Source organism: Chitinophaga niabensis (assembly GCF_039545795.1).
In the GTDB taxonomy this organism is placed as follows: domain Bacteria; phylum Bacteroidota; class Bacteroidia; order Chitinophagales; family Chitinophagaceae; genus Chitinophaga; species Chitinophaga niabensis_B.
The window spans coordinates 5,881,322-5,908,200 of the sequence record NZ_CP154260.1; the positions used below are offsets into that span (position 1 = coordinate 5,881,322).

General features: G+C 45.0%; 25 protein-coding genes. 13 read left to right on the forward strand and 12 right to left on the reverse strand.

Annotated elements, in window-relative coordinates:
* Positions 1-22 precede the first annotated feature (22 nt).
* The 3 genes from AAHN97_RS23405 to AAHN97_RS23415 are packed head-to-tail and all read left to right on the forward strand — an operon-like array spanning position 23 to position 3,120.
* Entirely contained in the window at positions 23-259 is a 237-nt protein-coding gene (locus tag AAHN97_RS23405) for a 4a-hydroxytetrahydrobiopterin dehydratase (RefSeq protein WP_343304530.1), read from the forward strand.
* Positions 260-268: 9 nt separating this feature from the next.
* Complete coding sequence (locus AAHN97_RS23410; protein ID WP_343304531.1) at positions 269-2,344, forward strand: histidine kinase; 2,076 nt, start codon at positions 269-271, stop codon at positions 2,342-2,344.
* A gap of 26 nt (positions 2,345-2,370) precedes the next feature.
* On the forward strand, positions 2,371-3,120 hold the full coding sequence (locus AAHN97_RS23415) for a LytR/AlgR family response regulator transcription factor (RefSeq protein WP_343304532.1): 750 nt from the start codon (positions 2,371-2,373) through the stop codon (positions 3,118-3,120).
* A 15-nt stretch (positions 3,121-3,135) separates the two neighbouring features.
* Here the strand turns inward: AAHN97_RS23415 and chrA are convergent, their stop codons facing one another.
* The gene (gene chrA, locus AAHN97_RS23420) at positions 3,136-4,332 is read right to left on the reverse strand and encodes a chromate efflux transporter (protein WP_343304533.1); all 1,197 of its coding nucleotides are present in this window, start codon (positions 4,330-4,332) and stop codon (positions 3,136-3,138) included.
* 197 nt (positions 4,333-4,529) lie between these two features.
* Here chrA and AAHN97_RS23425 point away from each other — a divergent pair, with 197 nt between their 5' ends.
* A complete protein-coding gene (locus AAHN97_RS23425) occupies positions 4,530-5,600 on the forward strand; it encodes an alpha/beta hydrolase (protein WP_343304534.1) in 1,071 nt (356 codons plus the stop codon).
* On the opposite strand, the gene AAHN97_RS23430 is transcribed toward AAHN97_RS23425, so the two are convergent.
* The 3 genes from AAHN97_RS23430 to asnS all read right to left on the reverse strand — a co-directional run bounded on the left by AAHN97_RS23430 (position 5,545) and on the right by asnS (position 8,968).
* Complete coding sequence (locus AAHN97_RS23430; RefSeq protein ID WP_343304535.1) at positions 5,545-6,501, reverse strand: isopenicillin N synthase family dioxygenase; 957 nt, start codon at positions 6,499-6,501, stop codon at positions 5,545-5,547. The genes AAHN97_RS23425 and AAHN97_RS23430 overlap by 56 nt on opposite strands.
* A gap of 34 nt (positions 6,502-6,535) precedes the next feature.
* Positions 6,536-7,075 (reverse strand): ExbD/TolR family protein, encoded by a 540-nt coding sequence (locus AAHN97_RS23435; protein ID WP_343304536.1) that lies wholly within the window; start codon positions 7,073-7,075, stop codon positions 6,536-6,538.
* 456 nt (positions 7,076-7,531) lie between these two features.
* Positions 7,532-8,968, reverse strand: a complete 1,437-nt coding sequence (gene asnS / locus AAHN97_RS23440) for an asparagine--tRNA ligase (protein ID WP_343304537.1) — start codon at positions 8,966-8,968, stop codon at positions 7,532-7,534.
* Between the two features lie 467 nt (positions 8,969-9,435).
* Between asnS and rho the strand changes: the two genes are divergently transcribed.
* A complete protein-coding gene (gene rho / locus AAHN97_RS23445; RefSeq protein ID WP_343308283.1) occupies positions 9,436-11,151 on the forward strand; it encodes a transcription termination factor Rho in 1,716 nt (571 codons plus the stop codon).
* A gap of 89 nt (positions 11,152-11,240) precedes the next feature.
* Here the strand turns inward: rho and AAHN97_RS23450 are convergent, their stop codons facing one another.
* The 5 genes from AAHN97_RS23450 to AAHN97_RS23470 form a co-directional block, all read right to left on the reverse strand.
* The gene (locus AAHN97_RS23450; RefSeq protein ID WP_343304538.1) at positions 11,241-11,474 is read right to left on the reverse strand and encodes a hypothetical protein; all 234 of its coding nucleotides are present in this window, start codon (positions 11,472-11,474) and stop codon (positions 11,241-11,243) included.
* Positions 11,475-11,746: 272 nt separating this feature from the next.
* Positions 11,747-12,361, reverse strand: a complete 615-nt coding sequence (locus AAHN97_RS23455) for an outer membrane beta-barrel protein (protein WP_343304539.1) — start codon at positions 12,359-12,361, stop codon at positions 11,747-11,749.
* Between the two features lie 123 nt (positions 12,362-12,484).
* Complete coding sequence (locus AAHN97_RS23460) at positions 12,485-13,093, reverse strand: TetR/AcrR family transcriptional regulator (protein ID WP_343304540.1); 609 nt, start codon at positions 13,091-13,093, stop codon at positions 12,485-12,487.
* A gap of 525 nt (positions 13,094-13,618) precedes the next feature.
* Positions 13,619-14,593 carry a deoxyhypusine synthase family protein gene (locus tag AAHN97_RS23465; RefSeq protein WP_343304541.1) on the reverse strand — a complete coding sequence of 325 codons (975 nt, stop codon included), beginning with the start codon at positions 14,591-14,593 and terminating at the stop codon, positions 13,619-13,621.
* A 144-nt stretch (positions 14,594-14,737) separates the two neighbouring features.
* Positions 14,738-15,184: a PepSY-like domain-containing protein gene (locus AAHN97_RS23470; protein WP_343304542.1), complete on the reverse strand. Its 447-nt coding sequence runs from the start codon at positions 15,182-15,184 to the stop codon at positions 14,738-14,740.
* A 275-nt stretch (positions 15,185-15,459) separates the two neighbouring features.
* Between AAHN97_RS23470 and AAHN97_RS23475 the strand changes: the two genes are divergently transcribed.
* The 6 genes from AAHN97_RS23475 to AAHN97_RS23500 all read left to right on the forward strand — a co-directional run bounded on the left by AAHN97_RS23475 (position 15,460) and on the right by AAHN97_RS23500 (position 20,587).
* On the forward strand, positions 15,460-16,191 hold the full coding sequence (locus tag AAHN97_RS23475; protein ID WP_343304543.1) for an ACP phosphodiesterase: 732 nt from the start codon (positions 15,460-15,462) through the stop codon (positions 16,189-16,191).
* A gap of 115 nt (positions 16,192-16,306) precedes the next feature.
* Positions 16,307-16,921, forward strand: coding sequence for a DUF2911 domain-containing protein (locus AAHN97_RS23480; protein WP_343304544.1), 615 nt, complete (start codon positions 16,307-16,309; stop codon positions 16,919-16,921).
* Positions 16,922-17,274: 353 nt separating this feature from the next.
* Positions 17,275-18,414 carry a cystathionine gamma-synthase gene (locus AAHN97_RS23485; RefSeq protein WP_343304545.1) on the forward strand — a complete coding sequence of 380 codons (1,140 nt, stop codon included), beginning with the start codon at positions 17,275-17,277 and terminating at the stop codon, positions 18,412-18,414.
* 110 nt (positions 18,415-18,524) lie between these two features.
* Positions 18,525-19,298, forward strand: coding sequence for a TIGR02757 family protein (locus tag AAHN97_RS23490; RefSeq protein ID WP_343304546.1), 774 nt, complete (start codon positions 18,525-18,527; stop codon positions 19,296-19,298).
* Between the two features lie 15 nt (positions 19,299-19,313).
* The gene (locus AAHN97_RS23495) at positions 19,314-20,252 is read left to right on the forward strand and encodes a DUF6263 family protein (RefSeq protein WP_343304547.1); all 939 of its coding nucleotides are present in this window, start codon (positions 19,314-19,316) and stop codon (positions 20,250-20,252) included.
* Positions 20,252-20,587, forward strand: coding sequence for a hypothetical protein (locus AAHN97_RS23500; RefSeq protein WP_343304548.1), 336 nt, complete (start codon positions 20,252-20,254; stop codon positions 20,585-20,587). The genes AAHN97_RS23495 and AAHN97_RS23500 overlap by 1 nt, the downstream gene beginning before the upstream one ends.
* 16 nt (positions 20,588-20,603) lie before the next feature.
* On the opposite strand, the gene AAHN97_RS23505 is transcribed toward AAHN97_RS23500, so the two are convergent.
* The 3 genes from AAHN97_RS23505 to AAHN97_RS23515 all read right to left on the reverse strand — a co-directional run bounded on the left by AAHN97_RS23505 (position 20,604) and on the right by AAHN97_RS23515 (position 24,858).
* Entirely contained in the window at positions 20,604-22,052 is a 1,449-nt protein-coding gene (locus AAHN97_RS23505) for a hypothetical protein (protein ID WP_343304549.1), read from the reverse strand.
* 131 nt (positions 22,053-22,183) lie between these two features.
* Positions 22,184-22,843, reverse strand: a complete 660-nt coding sequence (locus tag AAHN97_RS23510; protein WP_343304550.1) for a sterol desaturase family protein — start codon at positions 22,841-22,843, stop codon at positions 22,184-22,186.
* A gap of 77 nt (positions 22,844-22,920) precedes the next feature.
* Entirely contained in the window at positions 22,921-24,858 is a 1,938-nt protein-coding gene (locus AAHN97_RS23515; RefSeq protein ID WP_343304551.1) for a polysaccharide deacetylase family protein, read from the reverse strand.
* 45 nt (positions 24,859-24,903) lie between these two features.
* Between AAHN97_RS23515 and AAHN97_RS23520 the strand changes: the two genes are divergently transcribed.
* Together AAHN97_RS23520 and AAHN97_RS23525 are read left to right on the forward strand one after the other, a co-directional pair.
* Positions 24,904-25,920, forward strand: coding sequence for a fumarylacetoacetate hydrolase family protein (locus AAHN97_RS23520; RefSeq protein WP_343304552.1), 1,017 nt, complete (start codon positions 24,904-24,906; stop codon positions 25,918-25,920).
* Positions 25,917-26,798, forward strand: a complete 882-nt coding sequence (locus AAHN97_RS23525) for a flavin reductase family protein (RefSeq protein ID WP_343304553.1) — start codon at positions 25,917-25,919, stop codon at positions 26,796-26,798. Before AAHN97_RS23520 ends, AAHN97_RS23525 begins: the two co-directional genes overlap by 4 nt.
* Positions 26,799-26,879 lie beyond the last annotated feature (81 nt).

Sequence of the window (26,879 nt, forward strand, 5' to 3'; positions counted from 1 at the left end):
ATGATCCATTTAAATGAATTCTATGTGGCAGGAAAAAGAAAACCGGCTCAATCGCTCATTTCAGTTCTCCGATTTCAAAGAGGCATTTGCTTTCATGACTAAAGTAGCGCTTGTTGCAGAGAAATTAGATCATCATCCGCATTGGATAAATGAGTATAATAAAGTGGACATATTCCTGTCCACACACAGTGCAGGAAACATAGTTACTGATAAAGACCGTGAACTGGCCCGGCTTATAGACACTTTATATAAACCCTAACCAACAGTTGTGAATCGGATACTATTAACATGCCTGTTGTTTTGTTGCTCCCTGCACCCTTCCCAACCCGCAGTTGCACAAGATACCCTTGCCATTAAGTTCAACACACCTGTAAATGGACAGGATGTGCGTTCGTATGTCTCCGTGTTTCACGATCCCGCAGGAAAGTATAAAGTGAAGGACCTGCAGAACATGACATTCAAAAAAGATACGTCCCTTTTTCATCCCCATAAAAAAGTACTGCATAAGGTCAATAATATCTGGCTGAAACTCACCATCAGGAACATCAGCGAAATTGATTCCCTCGTTTATTTCTTCACCGGTTTTCATGACGACATTGAATGGTATGCACCCGATCATGAAGGCAGGCAACAACTGGCCATGCATACCGGCATGATGATAGACCGTGGGAATGTGGACAGGTGGGGGCATTACTCCTTCCCCCTGCATGTTGGAGCCGGCGAAACAAAAACATATTACTTCCATATCATCAACCGCTTCTACCGGGAAAATGCTTTCATGCCCGTGATCTATGATCCCATTCACTATGCAGGTTTCCGGCATGTGGAAGCAGATCGTTATAAAAGCGAAGTACTGGTGATACAGGTATTGCTGGGTATGTTGTTAGTGTTCCTCTGCATAACCGTTATCAATTACACCCAGTTGCCGGACCGTTCCTCGCTTTACTTTGCAGGATACATTCTCGGCCTCATCATCTTCTTTGCATTACGCCTGGAATCGAAACCCTACCAGCTGTCCTTCTTCTACTTCTGCCCCATGTTCAAATATTACTGGGACATTCCGGCCATGCTGTTCTGTTTCTATTTCATGTACATGCTCTTTGGCAACATGTTCCTCAGCCTGCGGGAACGTTTTCCGCTGATGGAGAAATGTTACCGTTATGGTGCCATCGCATCAGGCATTCTCATCCTCGTATGCATTACACTCATTGCCTCCGGGGATTATCAGACCTCTGCTACCATCTATACCTGGCTGTATTTCATCACCATCATCCCCATCGCTATTTCTTTTGTAGCGCTGGCCCGCAGAACACGCCATCATCCATTGATCCGTTTTTTCCTGTTCGGTTCCATCAGCCTGCTGGTATTATCTGTATGGGCTTACGTGAACAATACACAACCCGTAGGTTTCACGCCTATTCCTGAGTTAGTATCTCCCTATAACATCATGGTGCTGGGCGTATTGTTACAAGCCCTCTTTTTTGCAGCCGGCCTCAGCTACCGTAACAAATTAGCACACCAGGAAAAAACAAAAACACAGGAGATGCTCATCAAACAGCTCAATAAGAATAAAGAGCTGCAACGCAAACTGAATGAGCAACTGGAAGAACTCGTAAAAGAACAGACCACAGAAATATTAAGAAAGAAACTGGAACTGGAAGAGCAGCGCAAACTGCAACTGGAAGTAGAATACAGTAAAAAGCTCGCAGAAATAGAACTGAAAGCCATCCGCGCACAGATCAACCCGCACTTTATATTCAACTGCCTCAACTCCATTCAGCTTTTTGTAATGCAGCGGGATTATGAACATGCACAGAAATACCTGTCGGACTTCTCTTACCTCATTCGCAAAACACTGGACTTCTCCCGCCGGAACTTTATCACACTCTCCGATGAAATAACTTATTTAAATACCTATCTTGGTCTCGAAAAGATGCGGTTTGAGAATAAGATGAGCTATGAGATTGTGGTAGACCCCGTGATCGCCACCGCAGAACTGGAAGTGCCCGCCATGCTGTTACAACCTTATGTGGAAAATGCCGTGAAACACGGTATGACCAATGAAGATCATGCCTCCGGCCTGCTCGCCATTCATTTTAACCAGGTAGCATCAGACATGTTGGAATGTGTAATAGAAGATAATGGAATAGGAATAGAACGCTCCAGGGCATTACGTTCCCTGCCTTCACACCACCAGTCCTCCGGTATGGAGATAAGTCTTAACAGGGCCGAGTTACTCAATAAAATGTACAACACCGGCATCCAGATAGAGATCATCGATAAATCACTTAAACAGGCCAATGACAGCGGAACCATTATCAGGATACTGATCCCTCAGTTATAGGTTTTTCCGCGCCAACTTAGTAGTATATGATCCGCGCCGTAATAATAGACGATGAAAGGAATAGCAGGGATATTATTTCCCTCATGCTGGGCAAGTATTGCCCACAGATAGAAGCTGTGGGTACAGCCGCCAATTGCCGCGAAGGCATTGAACAGATCAGGCTTCACAAACCCCAGCTGGTTTTCCTTGATCTTGAAATGCCCGATGGCACCGGCTTCGATGTACTGGCCGGCGCCTACGATGCTTCCTTTGAAGCCATCTTTGTTACCGCTTTTGAAAAACGTTTCCTGCACACCATCCGCTTAAGCGAAGTAGAACTTATCTTAAAACCCATCGATAAAGAAAGTTTGCTGCAGGCGGTAGGCACCGTTATCAAACGCATCGAAAATCAAAACCCGCATCCCCGCTACGAAGTGCTGCTGGCCAATTTCAACAGATCTGCCGGCGAAGTACGCCAGATGGTGATCCCCTGCTCCCAGGGAAAAGAAGTCACCCTCGCTGTAGAAGAAGTGAGTTACTTTGAAGGTTTCAGCGAAAAAACCGTGTTTTACCTGGAAGATGGCCGCGTGCTCAATTCCCCGCGTTCTTTCCGTTATTATACAGAGCTGTTCACCAATATGCGTTTCTACCAGATCAATAACCACCAGATGGTACAAGTATCTCATCTGCAGAAAGTAGACCCGGATGATACCAAGATCGTTCTGCGGAATAAAGTGGTACTGGAAGTAACAGATCGCAGAAGAAAAGAATTGATCGTTATCTGGAAGAGCCGCTGAGCTAAGCTTTAAGCGCTAAGAGAACCACCATCCCATCAGTATACACACCAGTACAATGATAGGCGCCGGGAACCTGGTGAAATACAATAAGCTCAGTGTACCCAGCATAATGAGGATATTATACCAGGTAAAGTTCACCGCAAAGAAAAGTATAAAAGTAGCCGCCCACATAATACCCACCACCACTGCATTGATCCCTTCCAGCGCACGGTAGATCATCACATGTTTCTTCAGGTTATTCCAAATAGGAAAAAAGAAAAGCACCAACAGCATACTCGGCAGAAAAATAGCGATAGGTGCTAAAGTTGCACCCAGGAACTGTGCAAACGGTCCCTGGCTCCGCATGGCCATTCCTCCCACATAAGCAGATACGGAAAAAGTAGGCCCCGGCATGGCACGCATAATGCCTGCTCCCGTCAGTAACTCCTCGGCAGACATGAATTTGGACTTTGCACGGGTTACATATTGTTCCAGCATCATTGCAATGAGAATGTCCCCGCCACCGAAAACGAGACTGCCGAACCGGTAGAAGTTCTCAAAAAGGTTAAAGGGCCTCCTGGTGATCCAGTTCTCTGACCGCGCCAGCTCTGAAAAGAAACCCGCCAGCAAAAAGATCAGCGCAAAAAGCCAGAGGTTCATCCACTGGATCTTTTTAGGCTTCTCCGGGATACCCGGGATACGTTTATCACTGAAGTTGGAAATGATCCCGCCCAGGATGATCAGGGCCGGAAAGGTCCAGGGAGATTTAATGAAATAACTCGTGAGCATGGCCACCACCATGATCCCCACCGTAGCCCAGCTGCGAATACTGATCTGGTAAGCTTTGATACTCCCATACGCCAGAAATCCAACCGCCATGGGTTGTACGTATTGAAAGATATCTACCTCCAGCGCCCTTTTATCCATGTACTGCAGCAGGAAGCTGAGGGAGCCCATTAATAAACAGGCCGGGGTGATCCAGATCAGCAAAGTGAGCACCGCCAGCGGCACACCCCCTCTTTTATAACCGATCAGTGTAAGCGTCTGGGAAGAAGATGCTCCCGGCAGCAACTGGCAGAAAGCATTGTATTCCATCAGTTCCTTCTCCGTTACATCCTTCCGCTGTTGCACAAAGGTTTTCATCATCATAGCAAGGTGACCCTGCGGGCCCCCGAATGCAGTGACGCTGTGTAACAAAACAGCCTTCAGAAAAGAGATGTGGCGTAAAAACACTATAGGTACAATGATTGGAAAACTGAATTTAAAGTAAAATAAAGGAATTTTCAGCTGTTATCGGTAATTCAATTGATTTACAAGCCATTTGACGTTTTTTGGGGCACAGAACTTGCATATGTACAACAGGAAACCACAAAAACGAAGAACAAAGCCCTTCGTTTAGGCGTTAATGATAATAGTATAATCTGAAGCTTATGAAGCGGTTTTTAATAGCACTCCTGCTCCTTCTGCAAGTAAAAGCCCAGGCACAATTGGCCAATTACAATACCACTGAATACTGGTCGCAGTTTGTACTGGAACGATCCGCCATGAAACCCGTTATAACAGGAGATACCTGCCTGGTCTTTGTAAGCAACCGCTTTATCCATCCGGACAGTCTCCGCTTTGTAGACGAATACCTCGATACCACTTCCCTTAAATATTTCTTCCTGGAAAAGCTGGAAGGTAAATGGAAAGTTTACCAGGCCCCCTCGCTGGACGAAGCCATGGAACTGCTGCCCCATAAAAAAGACATTGTAGTGTATGCGGAAGGGATGGGCAAGATCTTTACCAGCAACGTGTACAGGGCACAGTTAATGAGCAGGCAGTATGATGTGAACGTAGTGATGTTCGATTATTCCAGTATCAATACTACTTACAAGCCCTCCAAGAACTTTCGCATAGCACGTTTGAATGCACGCCTTTCAGCCGGCCAGTATTTGCAGATGCTGCAGCAATTCCAAAAGGCCAGGCAGGAAGACCAGCCCTGGATCAGCGGCGTAAAGCTGACCACCTTCTACCACAGTATGGGAAATATTATCCTCGAACAAATGGTACAGCAGCACGACATCAGCAGCATCAATTCAGCACCCTTTGTAGATAACCTCGTGATCAATGCTGCCTGTGTTCCCCAACGTGGCCATGCGGAATGGGTGGAGCAGATCCGTTTTGCGAAACAGATCTATGTACACTATAATCAAACAGACCTTCAGCTCAAAGGCGCACACGTGCTCACTTTGAAAAAACAGTTAGGAGAAAAAGCGAGCCGCCGCCAGCGTGCAGATAATGCCATCTATATTAACTTCCATGATATGGTGGGCTGGCAGCACAGCTATTTTATGAACTTCCCTTATAACGTAAAGTTCAGGCTCACACCAGCCATGACGGATTACTTCTCCCGTTTATTCAACGGGCAGGGCATTTCATCCAATGAAGCGCTGAGCCTGTTCACTACTTCTTCAAACCAATCTCCCGCAAGCGCTCATCAAGATATTCGCCGGCAGTGATCGGTTCATACTCCAGGGGATGTTCTGCATCCACGCAACTGCTCAGGCAGCTGAGGTCCATATTGGATTTTGGATGCAGGAAGAAAGGAATGGAAAAACGCGAAGTGTTCCACATTTCACGTGGCGGGTTCACCACACGATGCGTAGTAGATTTAAGCCGGTTGTTGGTTAACCTTTGCAGCATATCACCCACATTCACCACAATCTGTTCCGGCAAAGAAGTTACCGGTACCCAGTTGCCCTGTTTGTCCAGTATCTGCAAACCATCTGCGGAAGCACCCACCAGCAAAGTGATCAGGTTAATGTCCTCATGTTGTTCTGCACGGATGGCAGATTTGGGCTCCTGTGTGATAGGCGGATAATGTATGGCGCGGAGAATGGAATTACCATTATGGATCTTGTCGTCAAAGTAATGTTCATCCAATCCAAGGTACAACGCAATAGCCTGTAACAATGCTTTGCCCGAACCTTCAAAACCGCGGTAGGCCTGGAAAAAAGTAGGTGTGAAAGCAGGTACTTCTTTCACCTGTACATTATCAGGATACTCCGCAGCAATGGGATCATTGTCTTCCACAGACTGCCCGAACTGGAAGAACTCTTTCAGGTCCGGTGCATCAAACCCTTTGGCGTGTTCCTTTCCGAAAGAAGTATACCCGCGCTGGCCGGCCAGTTGCGGTATTTCGTAACTGTGTTTTGTTTCGGAAGGAAGTTTAAAGAACTCCTGTACATACTTGTACAGATCCGCGATCAACGCATCGGAAATACCGTGGTTCTTTACCGCCACAAAACCTACCTCTTCATAAGCTTTCCCGAGTTTTTCAACAAACGCAGCTTTGCGTGCAGGATCGCCGGAGGTGAAGTCAGACAGATCAACAGAAGGGATGGAATTAACAGTAGCCATATCTTATTGTTTTGGAGCAATAAAGATAAGGAAATCAGGGATGCAGCGCATCCAACATATTAACTTCCTGCTCTGTGATATCTACCAAAGCATAACGCGCCACCCTATTGATCTTCATTTCATCCAAAGCGTCTACCATATTACGATAGCTGGACTCTTTAGTAGCCTTGATCATGATCACCAGGTCATCCGGATCCCCGAATGCCGCCGCCACCTTTTTCTGCTTGGCACGGATCACCTCCCCAATGCCGTTGGCAGGAGAGAAACTACTTTGATGGATCACCGGCGGATGCAAAGGATCATCCCCCTGCCCATCATACCATGATATAACATTGTTTTCACTCACCAACAAGGTCAATGCCTTACTTTCCCCAACAGGCACACCCTCTCCGTCCGCCGGCATAATAAGGTTCAACACCTTAGGTTTAGCCATTGTAGTAGTTAACATAAAGAAAGTGATCAAAAGAAACCCCAGATCTACCATAGGCGTCATATCCACACGGGTAGATAATTTTTTGCTGCGATGGCCACCATGGTTGCGGCCTTGATCGTTGCCAGTGTTCATTTCAGCCATAACAAAAGTTTTAAACGTTGATAGGATAAAAACAGCAACGGGAGCGAAACCCGCCGCTCCGGATCAGATAAGAAACACACACTTGTGTTTTGCTCAAAGAAGAGATGCAGGAGGAAAAGGTTTCCATAAAGAGATGAAGGAATTTGCACAAAGATGATTTTGTAGCCAGCATACCGCTCTCTACTCAGCCGCCGTTGTGTCACTCACTTCATCATTTGTACATAACCAGGCAGGAGAATTATTATTAAAAACAACTCCAAAAAAACTCCCCCCTCAAAAAAACCACCAGCGGAAATAACATAAAAAAAATTCGTCCGAAAACTGTTCCCTATTGCCTCATATAACCATTGGGCTAGTTTTTTCGGTCGAATTTTTTTTATGCTTATTGGGAGCGGCGGAATAAAAAAAGAGGTTGCCTTAAAAAGACAACCTCTCTCTTACTATAAAAAGAATAAACTAAAACTCAGCATTCTTCGGCGTACGCGGAAAAGGAATCACATCCCGGATGTTAGTCATCCCGCTCACAAACAATACCAATCGCTCAAACCCAAGCCCAAAACCAGCATGCGGCGCTGTTCCAAACCTGCGCGTATCCAGGTACCAGCTCAGCTCTTCCACAGGAATATGCAATTCCTCCATGCGCTTCACCAGCTTATCATAATTCTCTTCACGCTGAGAACCACCCACAATCTCCCCAATCCCAGGGAACAGGATATCCATCGCACGAACAGTTTTCCCATCCTCATTCTGTTTCATGTAGAACGATTTGATCGCGGCAGGATAATCAGTAAGGATCACTGGTTTCTTAAAATGTTTCTCAACGAGGTAACGCTCATGTTCACTCTGCAGATCAGTTCCCCACTCCTCCACGAGATACTGGAATTTCTTATTCTTATTAGGTTTGCTGTTCTTCAGAATATCGATCGCTTCAGTATAAGTGATCCGCATGAATTCATTGTTCAGCACAAATTCCAGCTTTTCGATCAATCCCATTTCACTACGGTCCTGCTGAGGTTTGGATTTCTCTTCTTCCACCAGGCGGCTAGCCAGGAATTCAAGATCTTCCCGGTTGTTCTCCAAAGCATAACGGATCACATATTTGATGAACTCCTCTGCGAGGTCCATGTTATCTTTGAGATCATAGAACGCCATCTCAGGCTCTATCATCCAGAACTCAGCAAGGTGGCGGGCAGTGTTGGAATTCTCCGCACGGAAGGTAGGCCCGAAAGTATAGATATCACCAAAAGCCATCGCACCCAGCTCACCTTCCAGTTGTCCGGATACAGTAAGGTTAGTAGAACGGCCAAAGAAATCTTCTTTAAAGTCAATGTCCCCATCACTGGTTAGTGGCGGCTTTTTCAGGTCCAGCGTGGTTACGCGGAACATTTCACCCGCACCTTCTGCATCAGATGCAGTGATAATAGGCGTATGCAGATAAACGAATCCTTTTTCATTGAAGAATTTATGCACCGCAAAAGCCAGGGAATGACGGAGACGGAAAATAGCCCCGAAAGTGTTGGTACGGAAACGCAAATGCGCAATCTCCCTTAAGTACTCCAGGCTGGGCCTGTTCTTTAATTGCAAAGGATACTTTTCACCATCGCAATCTCCCAGGATCTCCAGTTCACGTGCTTTCACTTCCACTTTCTGACCTTTACCCAAAGATGCCACAACTTGTCCGGTTACGCTGATAGCAGCGCCGGTAGTGAGTCTTCTTTGCAAAGCAGGATCTGTGTCCAGCTCAATTACGATCTGGAGATTATTATTAGTAGAGCCATCATTCAAAGCTATAAATTGGTTATTACGGAAGGTACGTACCCATCCTTTAACCGTTACTTCATAGTCTGTTTTGTCGCTAAGCAGGATCTGCTTGATCTTCACGCGTTGGCTCATATAAATAACAAATTTTAAAATGAGTTGCAAAAATAGTGTTTTATTCTGATCGTCAGAGGGGCAAATCGGGGTGCTATTAACAAAAGAACAGGGCTTCTGACAGCAAAAATTGTGGACATCTGACTACAAAACACCGGCATTTATCTGGTCTCACATTTGCTATATGATCAGGGTAAACAGTTGTTGGTACAGCGATACAAGTATTTTGAAAATTGCTATACATTAAAGGCCGGTCATCAATATTTATTTGGATAATAGTAAAACTTGTTTTAATCTTGTACTTACAATCTGTCTGATTAAGTCCTGTTTTTGCCATCTTCATCAGCAGTCCTTAACTCAAGTGATCCCTATCAATTTAATGATCAAGACTTTATTATTGACTCAAAACAATTATTTGTTAATTGGTGTATGTTGGTATGCAGTGGTACCCACCTTTCGACACTTCTAAAATTTGACAAACGCAGATGATGTACGACATCTTACAACTGAACGACATGCTCGTTCCTGAGCTGCTTGATATTGCAGAAAAACTGGACATTCCGAACTCGAAGAAACTGGACAAGCAGTCATTAATTTATAAAATTCTTGATAAGCAGGCGGTGATAGCATCAGAGGATCAGGGAAACGGAGATGAGAAAAAGGGACGAAAGCGAAAAGCTGCTGCATCGAAAAAAGAAGAACCAGCATCGACCCCAGCTCCCGCAGAACCAGCAGCCTCAGAAGAAAAACCCGCAGCAAAAAGAGGACGCAAAAACGCCGAACCAGCACCAGCTCCAGCAGCAGCCCCGAAAAAAGTTTCCAAATCAGAAGAACAGCCCACAACTCCACCAAAGCGTAAGCTCGATTTAGATTTGGATATACCTTCACTCACATTTGATGATGATGATGATATCGTGTTGCCTGCTCTATCTGATGAAGTGGAAGAAGAAATAGTATTGCCGGAAGAAGAAAATGAAGATGATTTTGTGACCGTACAGGAAGCAACCATGCCAGCTCCAAAACAACAACAGAGCGGTGGCGGCGGTGGTCACAAGTATCCTAAGAAACAGGAAGTTTTCAATATTGAATTCGATGGTGTGATCATCAGCGAAGGTGTATTGGAAATGATGCCCGATGGTTATGGTTTCCTTCGTTCTTCTGATTATAACTACCTCAGTTCTCCTGATGATATTTACGTATCTCCTTCCCAGATCAAATTGTTTGGTCTGAAAACCGGCGATACCGTACGTGGTGCAGTTCGTCCTCCGAAAGAAGGCGAGAAATACTTTGCACTGCTGAAAGTGGAAAGTATCAATGGTAAATCTCCTGAAGAAGTGCGCGACCGCGTTCCCTTCGATTACCTCACACCGCTGTTCCCTTTCGAAAAGCTCACGCTCACTACAACTTCCAACAACTATTCTACCCGTATCATGGATATGTTTACGCCCATCGGTAAAGGCCAGCGTGGCCTGATCGTGGCGCAACCCAAGGTAGGTAAAACCATGTTGCTGAAAGAAGTGGCCAACGCTATCGCTACTAACCACCCTGATATTTATCTGATGGTAGTGCTCATCGATGAGCGCCCGGAAGAGGTTACAGATATGGAACGTAGCGTGAAAGCTGAAGTGATCGCTTCTACTTTCGATGAACCTGCTGAAAAACACGTGAAAGTTTCTGCTATCGCATTGCAAAAAGCAAAACGACTGGTAGAATGCGGCCACGATGTGGTGATACTGCTGGATTCCATTACCCGTCTGGCCCGTGCACATAATACCGTAGCACCTGCTTCCGGTAAAGTATTGAGTGGTGGTGTGGAAGCAAACGCTATGCAGAAACCAAAACAATTCTTTGGTGCTGCACGTAAAATTGAAAACGGTGGTTCCCTTACCATCCTGGCAACTGCCTTGATCGATACCGGTTCTAAAATGGACGAGGTGATCTTTGAAGAGTTTAAAGGTACCGGTAACATGGAATTGGCGCTGGATCGCAGGCTTGCTAACCGTCGTATCTTCCCGGCTATTGATGTTACCGCATCTTCTACCCGCCGTGATGATCTGCTGCTGGAAAAAGAAATGCTGTCACGCATTTACATCCTCCGCAATCACCTGGCAGATATGAACACGGAAGAAACCATGAACTTTATGCTGCAACATATGAGAGGCACCAGGAACAACGAAGAGTTCCTGATCTCCATGAGCAGGTAATTATACCACGATTTGAATACAAAAGGGCAGTTACGCGATGGTGTAACTGCCCTTTTCCATTTTCACTATTCTATGCTATGGTCAGGATGCTATTTTTGCGGATAAGCAATGCTTAGATCCGTGATCTCTTGCGGTTGTTTTGCAGTTGAAGGCAAGGTGGCAAAAGTTTTCTGCTGCTGCGGTATGAGCGCAGAAGGACCATGAGGAGGCCTAGGTGGTGTTGGTGGTTTTGGAGGGCGTGGCGGCATCCGCGGCGCGGCACAACTAACAGCAACAATTAATATCGCTCCCATCACACCACTTATTTTCCATGCTTGTTTCATAACACACTATTTAATTCACCTTAGTTATGCTAAAACTTTGCCAAAAACGCAACAGCATTAGGTTTATTCCTGATACCTCTGCTTGTTTCAAATAAAAAGAATTCCATAGATCATATAAAAGCTACCGCGAAACGCTTTTTTTATTCTGCACAAGCTTCATTTCTTCATAAAAAACCATCGCTTTTAGCCCCTTAATAAATCCCCGCTCCTTAAACAAAAAAGGGGCCAGCCTCGCGGCCAGCCCCTTGTAAAGTCGTTACTTATTGCTAAGATTAGAACAACCAGTTAACACCTAAACCAAATTGTTTAGTGAATTGCAGGCCGAAAGAAGTGTTAGTTGTCTCAACACCTGATGGCTCAGCAGTGTCTTTTCTGTTGTTGAAATTGATACCGCCAAATACACCTTCAACATTGAAACGTTTAGTTACGAAGTAAGTGATACCCGGAACGATGTTAGCATCAATAGTGTTGAATTTATTGGTTTTAGTATCTTCTACTTTAGTTTGACCAAAAGCATAAGAAACATTTGCTTCACCGAAGAATGCAAATTTAGATTCACCTATGTTGTGGTAGTTACGCACAAAGATACCAGGAGCGATGCTTGTGTTTTTAGTTTTCACATCAACAGCACCTACTCTGTCTTTATCAGTAGTGAATTCAGTGTTTGCAAAAACACCCACTACCCATTTGTCGCTAACAGCATAACCAACCTTAGGGCTGATACCGAAGCTGGTTGAAGTTTCTTTACCATCAACGCCATCTACTTTTTCAGAAGAAGTACTAACTGCTACATTACCACCTAAAAGAATGTTACCTTTTTTAACCTGTGCATTCGCAAACTGAGTTCCGATAAGGCCCAATACAGCCACAACGATCATTTTTTTCATCTGTCGTACAATTTTTAGTTTTAAAATAAAATATGTCAATAATCGATTTCGCTAAATCATGTTTCTACATACATGTTATGCATTAAGCAATTGGGGGGAAGAAGATTTTTTGTGATTTATGGGCTATTTTAAACCGTTGAAAAAGATGGTAAGCACCATACCTTCACGGCTCATAAATTCTTTGATATTATCAGTACTTTGTAGTTCGTATCCTGCGGCCTGCCACTTGCACCAAACAACCCACAAACCAAACAACACATGCACTAACAGATCAGCCGTTCTTTCCGGATCATGTTTTGCTGCTATCTCCCCATCTGTGATCCCTTTCCGGATCCAGGCGGATAAGAACCGCATTTCCGACTGGTGAACCAATTCCCCAACCTGACGCATCAGGCTGCTGGGTTTATCGCTCACCCATTCATGAATGCCAAACAGAAAATGATAATCCAGTAATATTCTCTCCTTTACTGAAAGATATCGTTCCATCACCTCCTGCACCGAAACGGCTGTTTCCAAAAAACCGCTTACGTCTGTAAAACATTGTGAAACAATTCTTTCCACCACTCCCACATAGATGCTATCTTTGTCAGGAAAATAATAATACAAAGAACCTTTAGAGATCTCCAGATCTTTCGCAATTTCTTCCATGGTGGTCTTAGCCAGTCCAAAGCGTTTGAAACGCTTCAGTGCAGCTTCCAGTATCACTTCCCTTTTCTGATCCTGTTCGCCCATTTCTGAATTACAAAAGAAGCCTTTGACTTTTTGACTTCGCGGGTCAAATGTACATCGTTTTTTGATATGGCCAAAAGAATTTAAGCCCGGTTTTGTAAGAACTTCATTAATTGTTATGCATAAATCAATGGTAATGCAAATATAAAGAAATATTTAATTAAATAATATGTAATCGTCTAAAGATTTGTTAAAACGAGCATAGCAGCCGTTTTTCGAAGATTTAACCTTGATTTAATGTTTCCAAGGCCGAAATTTTTCTCTTTTTTAAGTGGTTTTTAAGGTGAAATGGTAGCTCAATGTATAACACTCCAATACTTGACATAGGGTATTCCATCTCTTGACATAGGCTCGACATAGGCTCAGTGTATAGGAATCCTATACCTGCCCAATAGAAAAGAAAAAGCCGAAGGGAGTGACACAACGGCGGCCGGGTCAGCGGATAAATGCTGGCCCCATCATCTTTACACCCCACAAAAAAGCCGCCCGGAAAACCCGGAGCGGCCAGTTATATATCCATCCCGCAGCTTACCAGCCCAGGATATACGCAAAGATCAGCGGCGCCACAATAGTCGCATCAGACTCCACGATGAATTTAGGTGTATTAATATCCAGTTTACCCCAGGTGATCTTCTCATTAGGCACAGCCCCGGAATAAGAACCATAAGAGGTTGTAGAATCAGAGATCTGGCAGAAATAGCCCCAGAAAGGCACATCATGCCATTCCAGGTCCTGGTACATCATCGGCACCACGCAGATCGGAAAATCACCCGCAATACCCCCACCGATCTGGAAGAAACCAACGCCCTTACCGGAAGAATTCTTGCGGTACCAGTCGCTCAGTTCCACCATGTACTCAATACCGCTCTTCATAGTAGATGCTTTCAGCTCTCCTTTGATGCAGTAAGAAGCAAAGATGTTACCCATGGTACTGTCTTCCCAACCCGGCACAACAATAGGGATATTCATTTCCGCTGCCGCGATCATCCAGCTGTTTTTAGGATCTATCTCGTAATGTTCTTTCATTACGCCGCTCAACAGCAGTTTGTACATAAACTCATGTGGGAAATAACGTTCACCTTTCGCTTCCGCATCTTTCCAGATCTTCACAATGTGCTGCTGGATACGGCGGAAAGCCTCTTCCTCAGGGATACAGGTATCTGTAACACGGTTAAAACCGCCTTCCAGTAATTCCCATTCATCCTGGGGGCTCAGGTCACGGTAATTAGGCACGCGTTTGTAGTGCGTATGCGCTACCAGGTTCATGATATCCTCTTCCAGGTTAGCACCTGTACAGGAGATAATATCCACCTTACCTGCGCGGATCATTTCTGCGAAAGAAATACCCAGTTCAGCAGTACTCATGGCACCTGCGAGGGTCACCATCATTTTACCACCTTCCAGTAAATGCGTTTCGTATCCCTTGGCCGCATCTACCAGTGCCGCCGCATTGAAGTGGCGGTAGTGATGCTGGATAAATTGAGAGATTGGCCCTTTATTCATAACTAAATTTGTTTTTACCTGTTCAGGCCGCAAATGTAAGACAAAGAGCCGGGGTTTTCCCCATAAAAAAACCGTTCCGTAGGATACGGAACGGTCATACTGATTAACACTAAAACTAAAACTAGATCGGGCTGCGATTAATCGCTATGCTTTGGTAAGTTTCTTAAGCGTTGTGAGGCTACCTGATTGCTCAGCTTTCAACACGGTCCAGTGTGTTTCGCTTTCCAGCGTGATCACATAAGTAGTGTTGCCTTCTGCATCATACTCCACAATGTTCTGGATCTTTTGATCAGGGAACTTCTTCATCAAACGGCTGATCACTTTTAAAGGTAACTCAGTGTCTGTAATGTAACGGGAAGTAGCCAGCAGGTTTCCTTCTCTGTCAAAATGCGCAGTTACTTTAGAAGACTTCATGGTAAATTTAGCCACATACTTATCAGGCGTGCTGTACCAGGAAACATCTGCCGCACCGGCAAATTGATTGTTAAATGATTCCATCACTTTTTTGTTGTCGATGGTTCTGCCATCTCTGGCAAAGGTTGCGCTGGTTACTACCAGGGCTAAGGTTAGAATGGCGATAATTTTTTTCATGGCGGAAAAATTTTTATCTGGGTTTGTTTAATTGTGATTTGTAATAATTGATTACGATGTAAAAGTAGTACGCGGTTGATAGGCGGACAAGGGAATAGTTAAGAGTGGCAGCACTAGATTAACCCAATGTTATGCATGTTATAACGCATACGCAAAACACACATTTCCATTCGTCTGAAATTCAATCCCACAGAGGTGTTGAGCGGAAAAGGCAAATGTTGCATTTGCAGGAGTTAAGAGTATGTTAAAACGGAATACTGGTGACAATCGGTAGGATGAAAAACGCGTTTTTCAAAAGCGGACACCTTGTTTCATTAGCGAACACCATCAGTAATTATCCTATCTTCGGTGAGCTCAAAGCGCCTGTTTATCAGGTTTTTACCGTTCATTCGTTTTCTATTACCGTTCAACAGCCCATGAATTATCTTGCCCACGCTTACTTATCTTTTCATGATCCGGCCATTACTGTTGGCCAGATGATCGCCGATTTTGTAAAGGGCAAACAAGTGCTCACTTTCCCTGCGGACATTCAAAATGGTATCCGTGCCCACCGGGAGCTGGATGAGTTTACGGATAAACATGAGGCCACCCGCCGGGCCAAAGATATTTTTAAACCTACCTGCGGCCCCTATGGTGCTGTATTCATGGATGTGGTCTACGATCACTACCTGGCCAACGACCCTCAGCACTTTAATTTATTGACCCTGGGCGCCTTTGCAGAATCCACCTACCAGGTGCTGCAGGCCCACAATTATTTATTACCGCCCTTTTTCCAGCAGGTATTTACCCATATGCGCCACCATAACTGGCTCTACCAATATCATCAAAGGGATGGTATTTATCAGAGCTTTTCAGGGATCGTGAGGAGGGCTAAGTATTTCGACCAGCCGGTAGCTGTGCCTTTTGGGGTGTTTGATGATAATTATAATATACTGGAGGAATGTTACCAGGCCTTTTTCCCGGATGCCCTGGCTTTTATGAAAGAAAGACTACCTGGTTTACAATAGGATAATAGGGGGATCCCCTTTGCCACGCGTCCATTCAGTAAGGGAATTTTCCCAAAATCGCGTAGGTTTGCTCTCAGATTCAGATCAATCAGTAACTATAAAAGAACCGCAGTTTATGAATAAGTTAAAAGCAGCTGTTGTAGTGGCATGCCTGGCTCTCAGCCAATTAGGCTTTGCACAGGAGAAAAAAATGCCCCCGGTAGATCCCAGCCCCATGGACATGGCCTACTACCCCGTTATGTTTCCTTATGTATGTAAAGTAAAAGGAGAACCCGGCACCCTGGTGGCCCGTACTGTTTTCAGCCGTCCCCAGAAAAAAGGCCGCCCTATCTTCGGCAACCTGGTAGAATATGGTAAAGTATGGCGCTTAGGTGCTAACGAAGCCACAGAGATTGAATTCTTCCGCCCTGTAACGATCGGCGGCAAACTCATTCCTAAAGGCCGGTATACCCTTTATGCCATTCCCACGGAAACAAAGTGGACCGTTATATTGAATAAACAAACAGATATCTGGGGTTCTTATAAATATGAGCCCAGTCTGGACATTGTTCGTACAGACGTGCCGGTTGCTCCAGCTGATGAAGAACTGGAGGCATTCAGCATGGTATTCGAAAAAGCAGCCTATGGTGCTAATCTCTTAATGGGTTGGGATAAAACACAGGTAAGTTTACCTATCCGCTGGACGGAAGCTGCAACGGTACCCGCAAAGAAACCCATAGCAAAGAAATAAGTAAATATCTTATTATAAAGAAAAGGCAACGAGTGATCGTTGCCTTTTCAGTTTAACCAAATAAAAAAAGCGGTAAGAATACCGCCTTCAGTAATTTTTAACCATATCCTATGAAAAACCTACGGTAAAATTAGGGGAATTAATAATAAGGTAATATCCGTTTCTGGTGAACGCATCGAAATTCCTCGTGAACGAACAGATAACAGCTGTATCGTCCGAAACCCGCGTAGAATTTGGGTTACAGCGGATGTAGTACTACTACGTACGTGTTATAGTATAACTACGCAAGCCTTCAAAAACGGCCCCATTTCCAAATTCATTATCTTTGATACGCTCATAAAATATAGCAAACCATGAAGTTAGGCACCAAACTTATACATGCAGGAGTTGAACCGGACCCTTCCACCGGGGCCATTATGACCCCCATCTTCCAAACCTCCACTTACGTGCAGGCAGCACCGGGAGATCATAAGGGATATGAATATGCCCGTACCCAAAACCCTACCCGCAACGCATTACAGAACGCATTGGCTGCCATAGAGAACGGCACACACGGACTGTCTTTTGGCAGCGGCCTTGCAGCCACAGACGCGGTTTTAAAGCTACTGACCCCGGGAGATGAAGTAATTGCTTCCAACGACCTGTATGGCGGTACCTATCGCATTTTCACTAAAGTTTTTGCCCGCTATGGAATTAAGTTCCATTTCATTGATATGCAGAACGCTGCGAACCTGCTGCCTATCGTAAACAGCCAAACGAAAATGATATGGATTGAAACGCCTACCAATCCTTTATTAAATATTATAGATATTGCAGCTTGTGCGGTGATTGCCAAAGAAAGAAAGATACTTTTGGCGGTAGACAACACCTTCGCTTCCCCTTATTTGCAGAACCCGCTAGACCTTGGTGCGGATATTGTAGTACACTCTGCTACTAAATACCTGGGAGGTCACAGTGATGTGGTACATGGGGCCGTGATCGTAAAAGACGATGCATTGGCACAACAACTCGCTTTCATCCAGAACAGTTGTGGAGCCGTTCCCGGGCCACAGGATTGCTTCCTGGTGCTCCGTGGACTAAAAACACTGCATATCCGTATGCAAAGGCATTGTGAAAATGGGGAGGCGGTAGCCAAATATTTGCGCCAGCATCCCAAAGTAGGGAAAGTGTACTGGTGCGGGTTTGAAGATCATCCCAATCATGCAGTGGCTAAAAAGCAGATGCGTGGTTTTGGCGGTATGATCTCCTTCACCCTCAAAGATGATAGCATGGAAGTGGCATTAAAAGTGCTCAGTGGCACCAAACTCTTTTCCCTGGCGGAATCGCTGGGAGGGGTGGAATCACTGATAGGCCATCCGGCCAGCATGACACATGCCTCTATTCCAAAGGAAGAAAGAGTGAAAAATGGGCTGGTTGATTCCCTGATCCGCCTGAGCGTAGGCATTGAAGATGTGGAGGATCTGATAGAAGATCTGAAGCAGGCCATCGGCTGATTACCGCGGATATTAGAAAAGCTGGGATAAACTCCTTATTTTTAGCGGATTACACCTATAGCCTCCCGCCCCCTTGGGTAAGGGAGGGTCCATATACCATAACCATAACCATGAAGTCCCAACAACTGAAAGATTATTTAGACGCCAAAGCGGCTTATTACAATCAGCCGGCCTTTATAGGAGAGGATCCTATCAGTATTCCTCACCGATACAGCCAGCTGCAGGACATAGAGATCTCCGGATTGTTTGCCGCCATATTAGCATGGGGAAACCGCACTACCATTATTAATAAGTGCACGGAACTCATGGAGCTCTTTGATAATTCACCTTATGATTTTATCCGCAACCACGAGGCGCGGGACCGTATGAGGTTCATGAACTTCAAACACCGCACGTTCAATGGGCTGGACCTCCTCTATTTCGTAGAGTTCCTGCAACATTATTACAGTAACGTAACCTCCCTGGAATTTGCTTTCAGCGGCCATCTGGACCAATCAGACACAGACGTTGAAAAAGCAATCGCGGGTTTTCATAAGATCTTTTTTGCGCTGGAACATCCTGAACGCACCCGCAAACACATTTCCACTCCGGCACGCAATTCCGCCTGCAAAAGGCTGAATATGTACTTACGCTGGATGGTAAGGAAAGATACAAGTGGCGTGGATTTTGGGATGTGGCACCATATATCGCCATCACAACTCGTATGCCCTATGGACATACATGTGAGCAGGGTGGCCACCCGACTGGGCTTGATCAGAAATGCAGATCCTTCCTGGAGCACTGCTATCGAGCTAACGGAAAGGCTTAGAGAGCTGGACCCGGAAGATCCTGTTAAGTATGATTTTGCACTGTTCGGTTTAGGTGTGGTTGAAAAATATGTTTGATCAATTTAACTGGAAATGAAGAAACTTACCGGACTGGTAGCACTGTTATGCTACGCATTTTCACTCTCCGCGCAGGACTATGTGGAACTGAACTACAAATTTAAAAAAGGAGATGCTTTTGCGTTTGAGCAGCAAAGCCGCAGTGAAACCTATATTACGGTAAACGAAGTGGTGCAGCGCACTACCCGTGATTACAATAACAAAATGGAATTCGTGATCAGGGAAGCCACTCCCGGTGTTTTCATTCTCAGCTTCACTTATACAGATATCAAGTTCAATTTCAACGCCAAAAACCAGAACATCTTTGTAGATGCCAAGGTAGCCAACGATGCAGAACCCCTGCAAGGTGCATTGAAACTCATGCTCAACCAGCCCTTCACTGTAGAGCTGCAATCCACCGGTTTCATCAATAAAGTAGAAGACTTGGATGCTGCGCTGGACAAAGCCTCCGCCGCTTTTTCCAAACTCAAATCAGATGAACAGGCTGCCTATAAAAAGCTCTTGAAAGATCAGTTCGGCACAGATGCTTTCCGCTCCTGGCTGGAACAGCTACTGGTAGTATACCCTGTTCACGGTATCAAGAACGGTACGCAATGGGAAGAAAGTGTGCCCCTGCGCACTGGTCTCAAAGGCCGCATAGACCTCTACTGGAACCTGATCCACTTCGATAGCCAGACCGCCAAGATCAATGGTACCGGCAATATCAAAACCGATAAGCTGGAAAGCTTTATGGTAGAAGAAGGGATCCAGGCTACCGCTGCCATTGAAGGCACCCAAACCAGCAATTACCTCATCAACCGCGAAAGCGGGCTCCCCAGCATCTGCGTACAGAACACAGAAATGAAAGGAGAATACATCTACATGGCCAATCGTAAGAAACAACTTAAAAAAGACCTGAAAGTGCCGGTGAGGATCATTACCAACGCATCTTATAAGATCAAGCAGGTAAAATAATGGAAGACCGTTATTTACAGGAAACCGGCATATGGATCCGCGAAAACACCGGCATCCGTGTTCCGGAATCCGTTAGTATGGAAGAACTGGAGCAGTTGCTTTCAGAAAGACTGGAAGTACTGGTGGAAAAGGATTTTCAGCAGTTTGTACTCCTGCTCTACCAGGTGGATGTATCAGAAAAGAAAGTAAAAGCCATTCTCGCATCCGAAGGTTATCCAGATGTATATCACTCTGTAGCAAGACTGATCATAGACCGGCAGATGGAAAAGATCAAGAGCAGGGAATTCTATAAACAGCCGCCGGAGAGTTTAACGGATGAAGAAGAGAAATGGTAAAGGCAGCGCCGCACGCTTACAACTTAACCAGTAGTTCTTTCGCCTCGCGGTTTTCCGGATTGATCACCAATGATTTTTGCAGGTAAAGCCTTGCATTTACAGCATCCTTTAATAAATAATATCCTTTGCCAAGTTTGGTATAGATCTTTTCATAGCTCCAGTGAATATCATCAATGATATCTTTCCTTAGCCGGAGGTATTGCAGTAAATATTCAACCCCCTTCTGCACGTTATACGCATTATCCACTGCATAAGTTCCCACAAGGAAATATATATCTACGTTCTTCCCCCCATATTGCAAAGCCTTTTGCAGGTATTCCCATGCTTTTTCATGATCATTCTTTTCAATATTCACCGCCAGCGCCCGGTAACAATCAATCAGCGTAAACGCTTCCCAGCCTTCTCTTTCCTTGATGGCCAGCGTTTTTTGTATCGTTGACCGGTAATATTGTTCTGCCCTTTTGAGCAGGCCCAGTTGCACGCAATAATCACCAAAATTCCTGGTGTCGTACCCCTTCAGCTTATCTGAATTGAAATAGTCAAGAAGTTTTACCAGGCTTACAGAATCTTTCTGTTGAATCGCTAATTGTGCAAACCTGCTATACCATCTATAGTTCTTTTCCACCCTGATCCCATAGGCAGTTTCCACACGGGCAGCTACTCGCAGGAACCCTTCCCAGGCATTTTTTCCCGGATCAATATCAGCGTGGGGATCATAACGCTGTGAAATAAATTCCAGCCCCGGCTGAATAGCCATTGTTAAAATATTGCTGTGATCCCCACGCGGGATACTGTCATATTTTATAAAGAACCTGCCTTTATTAAATGCGGTTAACTTGTTGCAATTCTCTTTCGCGTAGGCATGGCGCCTTTCCATATCAAATTCACCAACAGCAGCATAGTAAAAGGTTTCACGGTTGTTGCGGATAGCCTTTTCATCCAGTGCGGCATCCATGCCCGCCTTTTCCGGAGCCAGTAAAATGTACCCGTTAAACATATCGGGTTCATGCTGGAAAATATAATTAGCATAACTCGCGGCATAAGAATGCCCTACATATGCCCTGAAATCAGAAGCATTGTATTTCCGTTGCACATCTGCAAAAATCTCATTTTTCAGACAGTCCAGGAATTGCAATCCCGGGGCCGTAAGCAAGCCTGTGTTGTACACAAACCCGATCCTGTCCATATCAGCCACCACTGTTACTACCAGCATATTCAGCACCGGGTATCCCGCACTCCTGAAATAACGTAATTGTGATGCTATGTAGGGACCATCTATCATTCCGTATTTCATGGCATATAACACAGGTAACCGCTCTGCCGTATCCCGGTTTTCAGGTACCATAACATGGTAATAGACCGTATCCCGGAGAATACGGGAATATAATTTTTCCCTGATCTCATGCTGTGCAAAAGCAGATATGGAAAACAGGATGCTGAAAAGGAACACAAGCCGGCACTTCATTGCTCTTAGTTTTAAACCAATGCAAAGAAACCAAAGCTTGCAGCTGTAAAATTGTACTTTTCGGACAAGCAGGTTATAAATAAAGAGGCTGTTCTTCTCCGGAACAGCCTCTTTCTTATGATCAGATCGATCTACTTATCGAACATTAAAGCTCTTGCCTTTTCTTTATCTTCTTTCTCACTCACGTCAAAGTAAGTACCAAACACCCTGTCCCAGAAAGAAGAACTTACGCCAAAGCCCTTATCATCACTCTTATAATGGTGCAGGTGATGATTACGCCATAAAGGTTTCAGGAACTTGAACGGCGGATGCCATGCATGGATAGCATAGTGCATGCTGCCATAAGTGAGATAACCGATCAGGAAACCCGGGAAGAACATAAACACCATTTCCCCCATCGCCAGGTACATAATAGAAAAGAGGATGGAAGCGATGATCAGGCTGGGTACCGGTGGCATGAACAACCGCTGCTTATCTCTCGGATACTCATGGTGATTGCCATGCAACACATACACGATCCTTTTCCACTTAGGATTCTCTGTTACATAATGAAAGAGGTAACGGTGTATCGCATATTCAAATAAAGACCAGGTAAATAAAGCGCCTAAAAAGATCAATGTTACTTTGCCGACCCCGTAACCTAATGTGTTGTAGCTATAATAAAGCATATAGCCGAGCACAGGCAGATACATGCCCCAAATAAAAAGAGGATGTGTTTTGGTGAGTATTTCCAGATATTGGCTCTCAAATAATCTTGCCTGTCCTTTGTTTTTAATCTTGTCAAATTTCATGACTCCCAATTTTTAAATTAAACCATTGCATCTAATTATAAGTAACAGGAGTAGGGAACAAAAAGTTGGTATTATTTTTATTGGTCCGACAGCAACCGGGATATGGTAACTAGTTCGTACTCATTTCTCTGCAAATATCGTATCAATTTATCCAATTGAAAATAAAATTTATCTATACGGCGTGGATCTGTGCCTATATGAAGCAATAAAATGAAGCCGTTAAGCCCCGCTGGGCGCTGATCCTCATAATCTAACACAGATTGAAGGATGGTTTTACTATCCCTGTAACTTTTGCCCATTTCTGGATAAGTATAATCTGCCGTACTACGTGTACCCGGGGAAAAATTCACCAATTGAAGGCCCATATTACCCGTCCACTGCACTATGGAATCATTATACCATTCATATGGCGGCAGGAAATAATGTGGTGCCGGAATACCCTGTTTTTCCATGGCCCGGTAATTCAGGGCCAGGTCTTCCTCAAACTGGTGGCGGGTTACAAGCAAACTGTCCCTTTTGGCCCAGTCGCAATACAAAAGATGCCGCCCTGAATGAGGCCCCAGGTAATGCCCCTCTTTCTTTAACCGTTGGATCAGCGGCCCAAACTTAGTAGTCTCATAAAACGTGCCGGTAAGGAAGAAAGAAGCTTTTACTTTGTGTTTCTTCAACACATCTGCTATATGTTTTCCCCCGTCTGCAAATTCATGTCCCGTGAAAACCAAGGCGATGCGCCGTTTTGTAGTATCCCCCCTTGTAATGGCCACTGCTGGCTTTCCCAGCCCCGCCGTAGCATCCTCAAATATTTGAAGGTCAGGCGCGTAGGCACGTTTACGTTTTAGCTCATAATTGTAAACGATATCTCCCACTTCTTTGAAGAAAGGATAACCTTCTTCTTTATATTCGTACTTATCATCGTTCAATGTACCATCCCGGTTCACATAAATGTTCCCACTGAGCATGAATTCCGTCTTGTGTTTAAAATCTGCGAAATAGGCGATATCCGTTAAAAAACCATAAGACCAGCCTGTTTTATTGAATACCCGGATATAGGGTGGTATCTTGCCCTGGCTGGCTTTGAAGCGGAAAAACTTTGTATAGCTGTCAAAGAATTCACTCGTATCATAGGCCGGGTGTTTTGACTCAAAAGGTAAAGCCCCCATATACCGGTAAAGGAAACGATAATCATCCGCGGTGAGCTTGAACCTTTTAGAAGGGGGTACGGAAGAAGGGAATAATACAGATTGCAGGATCTGTTGTAAGTCCTCCAATGGCGCATTATTATGCCGCGTAAAATCCATAGGCCGGTTCACCAGCTCTTCGTCTTTATTATAATGCGCACGCCCCATCAGTAAAGGTTTGGAGAAGTCGAACTGCACCGTACTCACTGCTTCCGGTTGATCATAGATATGTTTGCCATCCCTGATAAAATGTACCGGGTTTGTATGCCTGTTCTCCTCTTCCGTCATAGGCACAAACCTTCTTGTGATGCGCATGCGGGGATATCCCTTTACCCACAAACCCTCATTGATGGCCTGCTGCCCGATGAATTCATACAAGCGGTTATACGCATCATTATCACTGACCAGGAACACCTTCTTTATATACTGTTCAATAGAAGGCAAGCCATTTTCAGCAGAGGTATCGCTGTTTACGGCAGACTGCCCGCCATAAACACTATCTGTTAACATGGGCGTATTTCGGCTGATGCCCAGCCTGTTCAGCTTTTCCAGCGCCAGGAAAGCCAATGGCATTTTAACCGTGGAAGCCGGATTGAAATAGGTATCGGCATCCACATGATAGTAGTAATGTTTAAACGTGGGCCGGTTCTGCGCATCCCGGTTGATCTCTGTATAGATCAATTGTACCCGGAAGGAATCCGGATGTTGCAGGATATGCTTTAAAGCAGGCGAAGCATGTTGTAACAACAGGTCCTCCAGGAACTTATCTGTACGGGGCTGGGCATCTGTCGCGCTGCCGCATAATAGCAGCATAAACGTGAATAGTAAACGAGGCATACCTTAAAGTTATATATTTGGGCACTAAAACACCAAAACCAACACATGAAACTCGTTACCTATTTACGGGAAGAAGTAGACCAGCTGGCCATGCTGGTGAATGGTCAATTATATAATGTACAGGAGTTACATCCCGACCTGCCCACCACCATGCATATGTTCCTGCAGATGTGGGAAGAAGTGATAGACCTTGCTATTCAGCTGGATGCACAGCTCAAAGCAGGCAAAATGCCAAGAGCCACCAGCTGGGGCGTTCCTTATGAATCCGCGCAATTGCTGGCCCCGGTACCCTTTCCAACCTCCTGCAGAGATGGTTATGCTTTCCGCCAGCACGTGGCTGCCGCCCGCCGCAACCGTAAAGTAGATATGATCCCCGAGTTTGATCAATACCCGATCTTCTATTTCACCAATCATAATGCCATACAAGGCCCCGGAGATATCCTCTGCATGCCTGATCATTTCCGCAACCTGGACTTTGAGCTGGAAGCAGCCATCGTGATCTGTAAACGCGGCCGCAATATCCCTGCTGCCGAAGCAGATGAATACATCGGCGGCTATATGATCATGAACGATATGAGCGCACGCCTCCTGCAAATGGAAGAAATGAAACTGAACCTTGGCCCCGCCAAAGGCAAAGATTTTTCTACTGTGATAGGCCCCATGCTGGTAACACCTGATGAACTGGAACCTTACCTGGTCCCTGCAAAAGAAGGCCACGTAGGTAATAGCTACAATCTCAAAATGAAATGCTGGGTGAATGGTGTACAGGTTAGTGAGGGCAATATGGGGGATATGGACTGGACCTTTGCAGAGATAGTAGAACGTTGTGCTTATGGTGCAGACATCCTGCCCGGAGATATTATCGGCAGCGGTACCGTTGGTACAGGTTGTTTCTTAGAACTCAACGGCACCGGTAAACTGAACGATCCCAATTATAAGGAACAATGGCTGCAGGCAGGAGATGTAGTGGAAATGGAAATTGAAGGATTAGGCCGTCTTATAAATACTATTGTAGCAGAAGAGTCCGACTTCTCTATCCTCTCTCAGAAAAAGAATGTATGAAAGTAGTACCAGGTGAGATAAAAACCAGTGAGCTGCACGCTTATCTGCTGGGTGCCATAGCCCCGCGGCCTATTTGTTTTGCCAGTACGGTTGATGAAGAAGGGCAGCCCAATCTTTCTCCCTTTAGTTTCTTCAATGTATTCGGCTCTAATCCTCCTACGCTGATATTTTCGCCTTCCCGCCGTGTGCGTGATAACACGGTGAAACATACACTGGAAAATATCTATGCTACAAAAGAAGTGGTGATCAATGTGGTGAATTATGCCATGGTTCAGCAAGCTTCGCTCTCCAGTTGTGAATATCCGAAAGGTACCAGCGAATTTGAGAAAGCAGGTTTCACCCCACTCGCTTCAGAGATCATAAGGCCTTTCCGTGTGAAAGAAAGTCCTGTGCAACTGGAATGTGTTGTGAAACAAGTGATCGAAACCGGTAACCATGGCGGCGCCGGCAACCTCGTGATCTGTGAGCCGGTCATGATCCATATCAATGATGATGTGCTGGATGCAAATGGAAAAATAGATCCGCAGCTTATTGACCTCGTTGCAAGAATGGGTGCAGACTATTATTGCCGTGCTTCCGGCAATGCTGTATTTGAAGTAGCCAAGCCAAATTTAAAATTAGGTATTGGCGTAGATGCATTGCCATGGGGCATCCGGAACAGTGCTATTCTTACCGGCAATAACCTTGGGCAGCTGGGGAACGTACATGAATTCCCTGTGATAGATGCTACTTTCCATGATGATCATCTGAAGAATATTATCCAGTATTATAGTATCAATCCGGATGAAATGGAAAAGGAATTGCATACTTACGCTAAGCAATTGCTGGCTGAAAATAAAGTGAATGAGGCCTGGCAGGTTTTGCTGGCCGGAGGGTGAGGGAGTTTTTATGGCTTCTTTTAATTCCCTGGCTTAAAAAAACACCGACCTTGTAAACACAGCTTTCACATTACCTCCAAA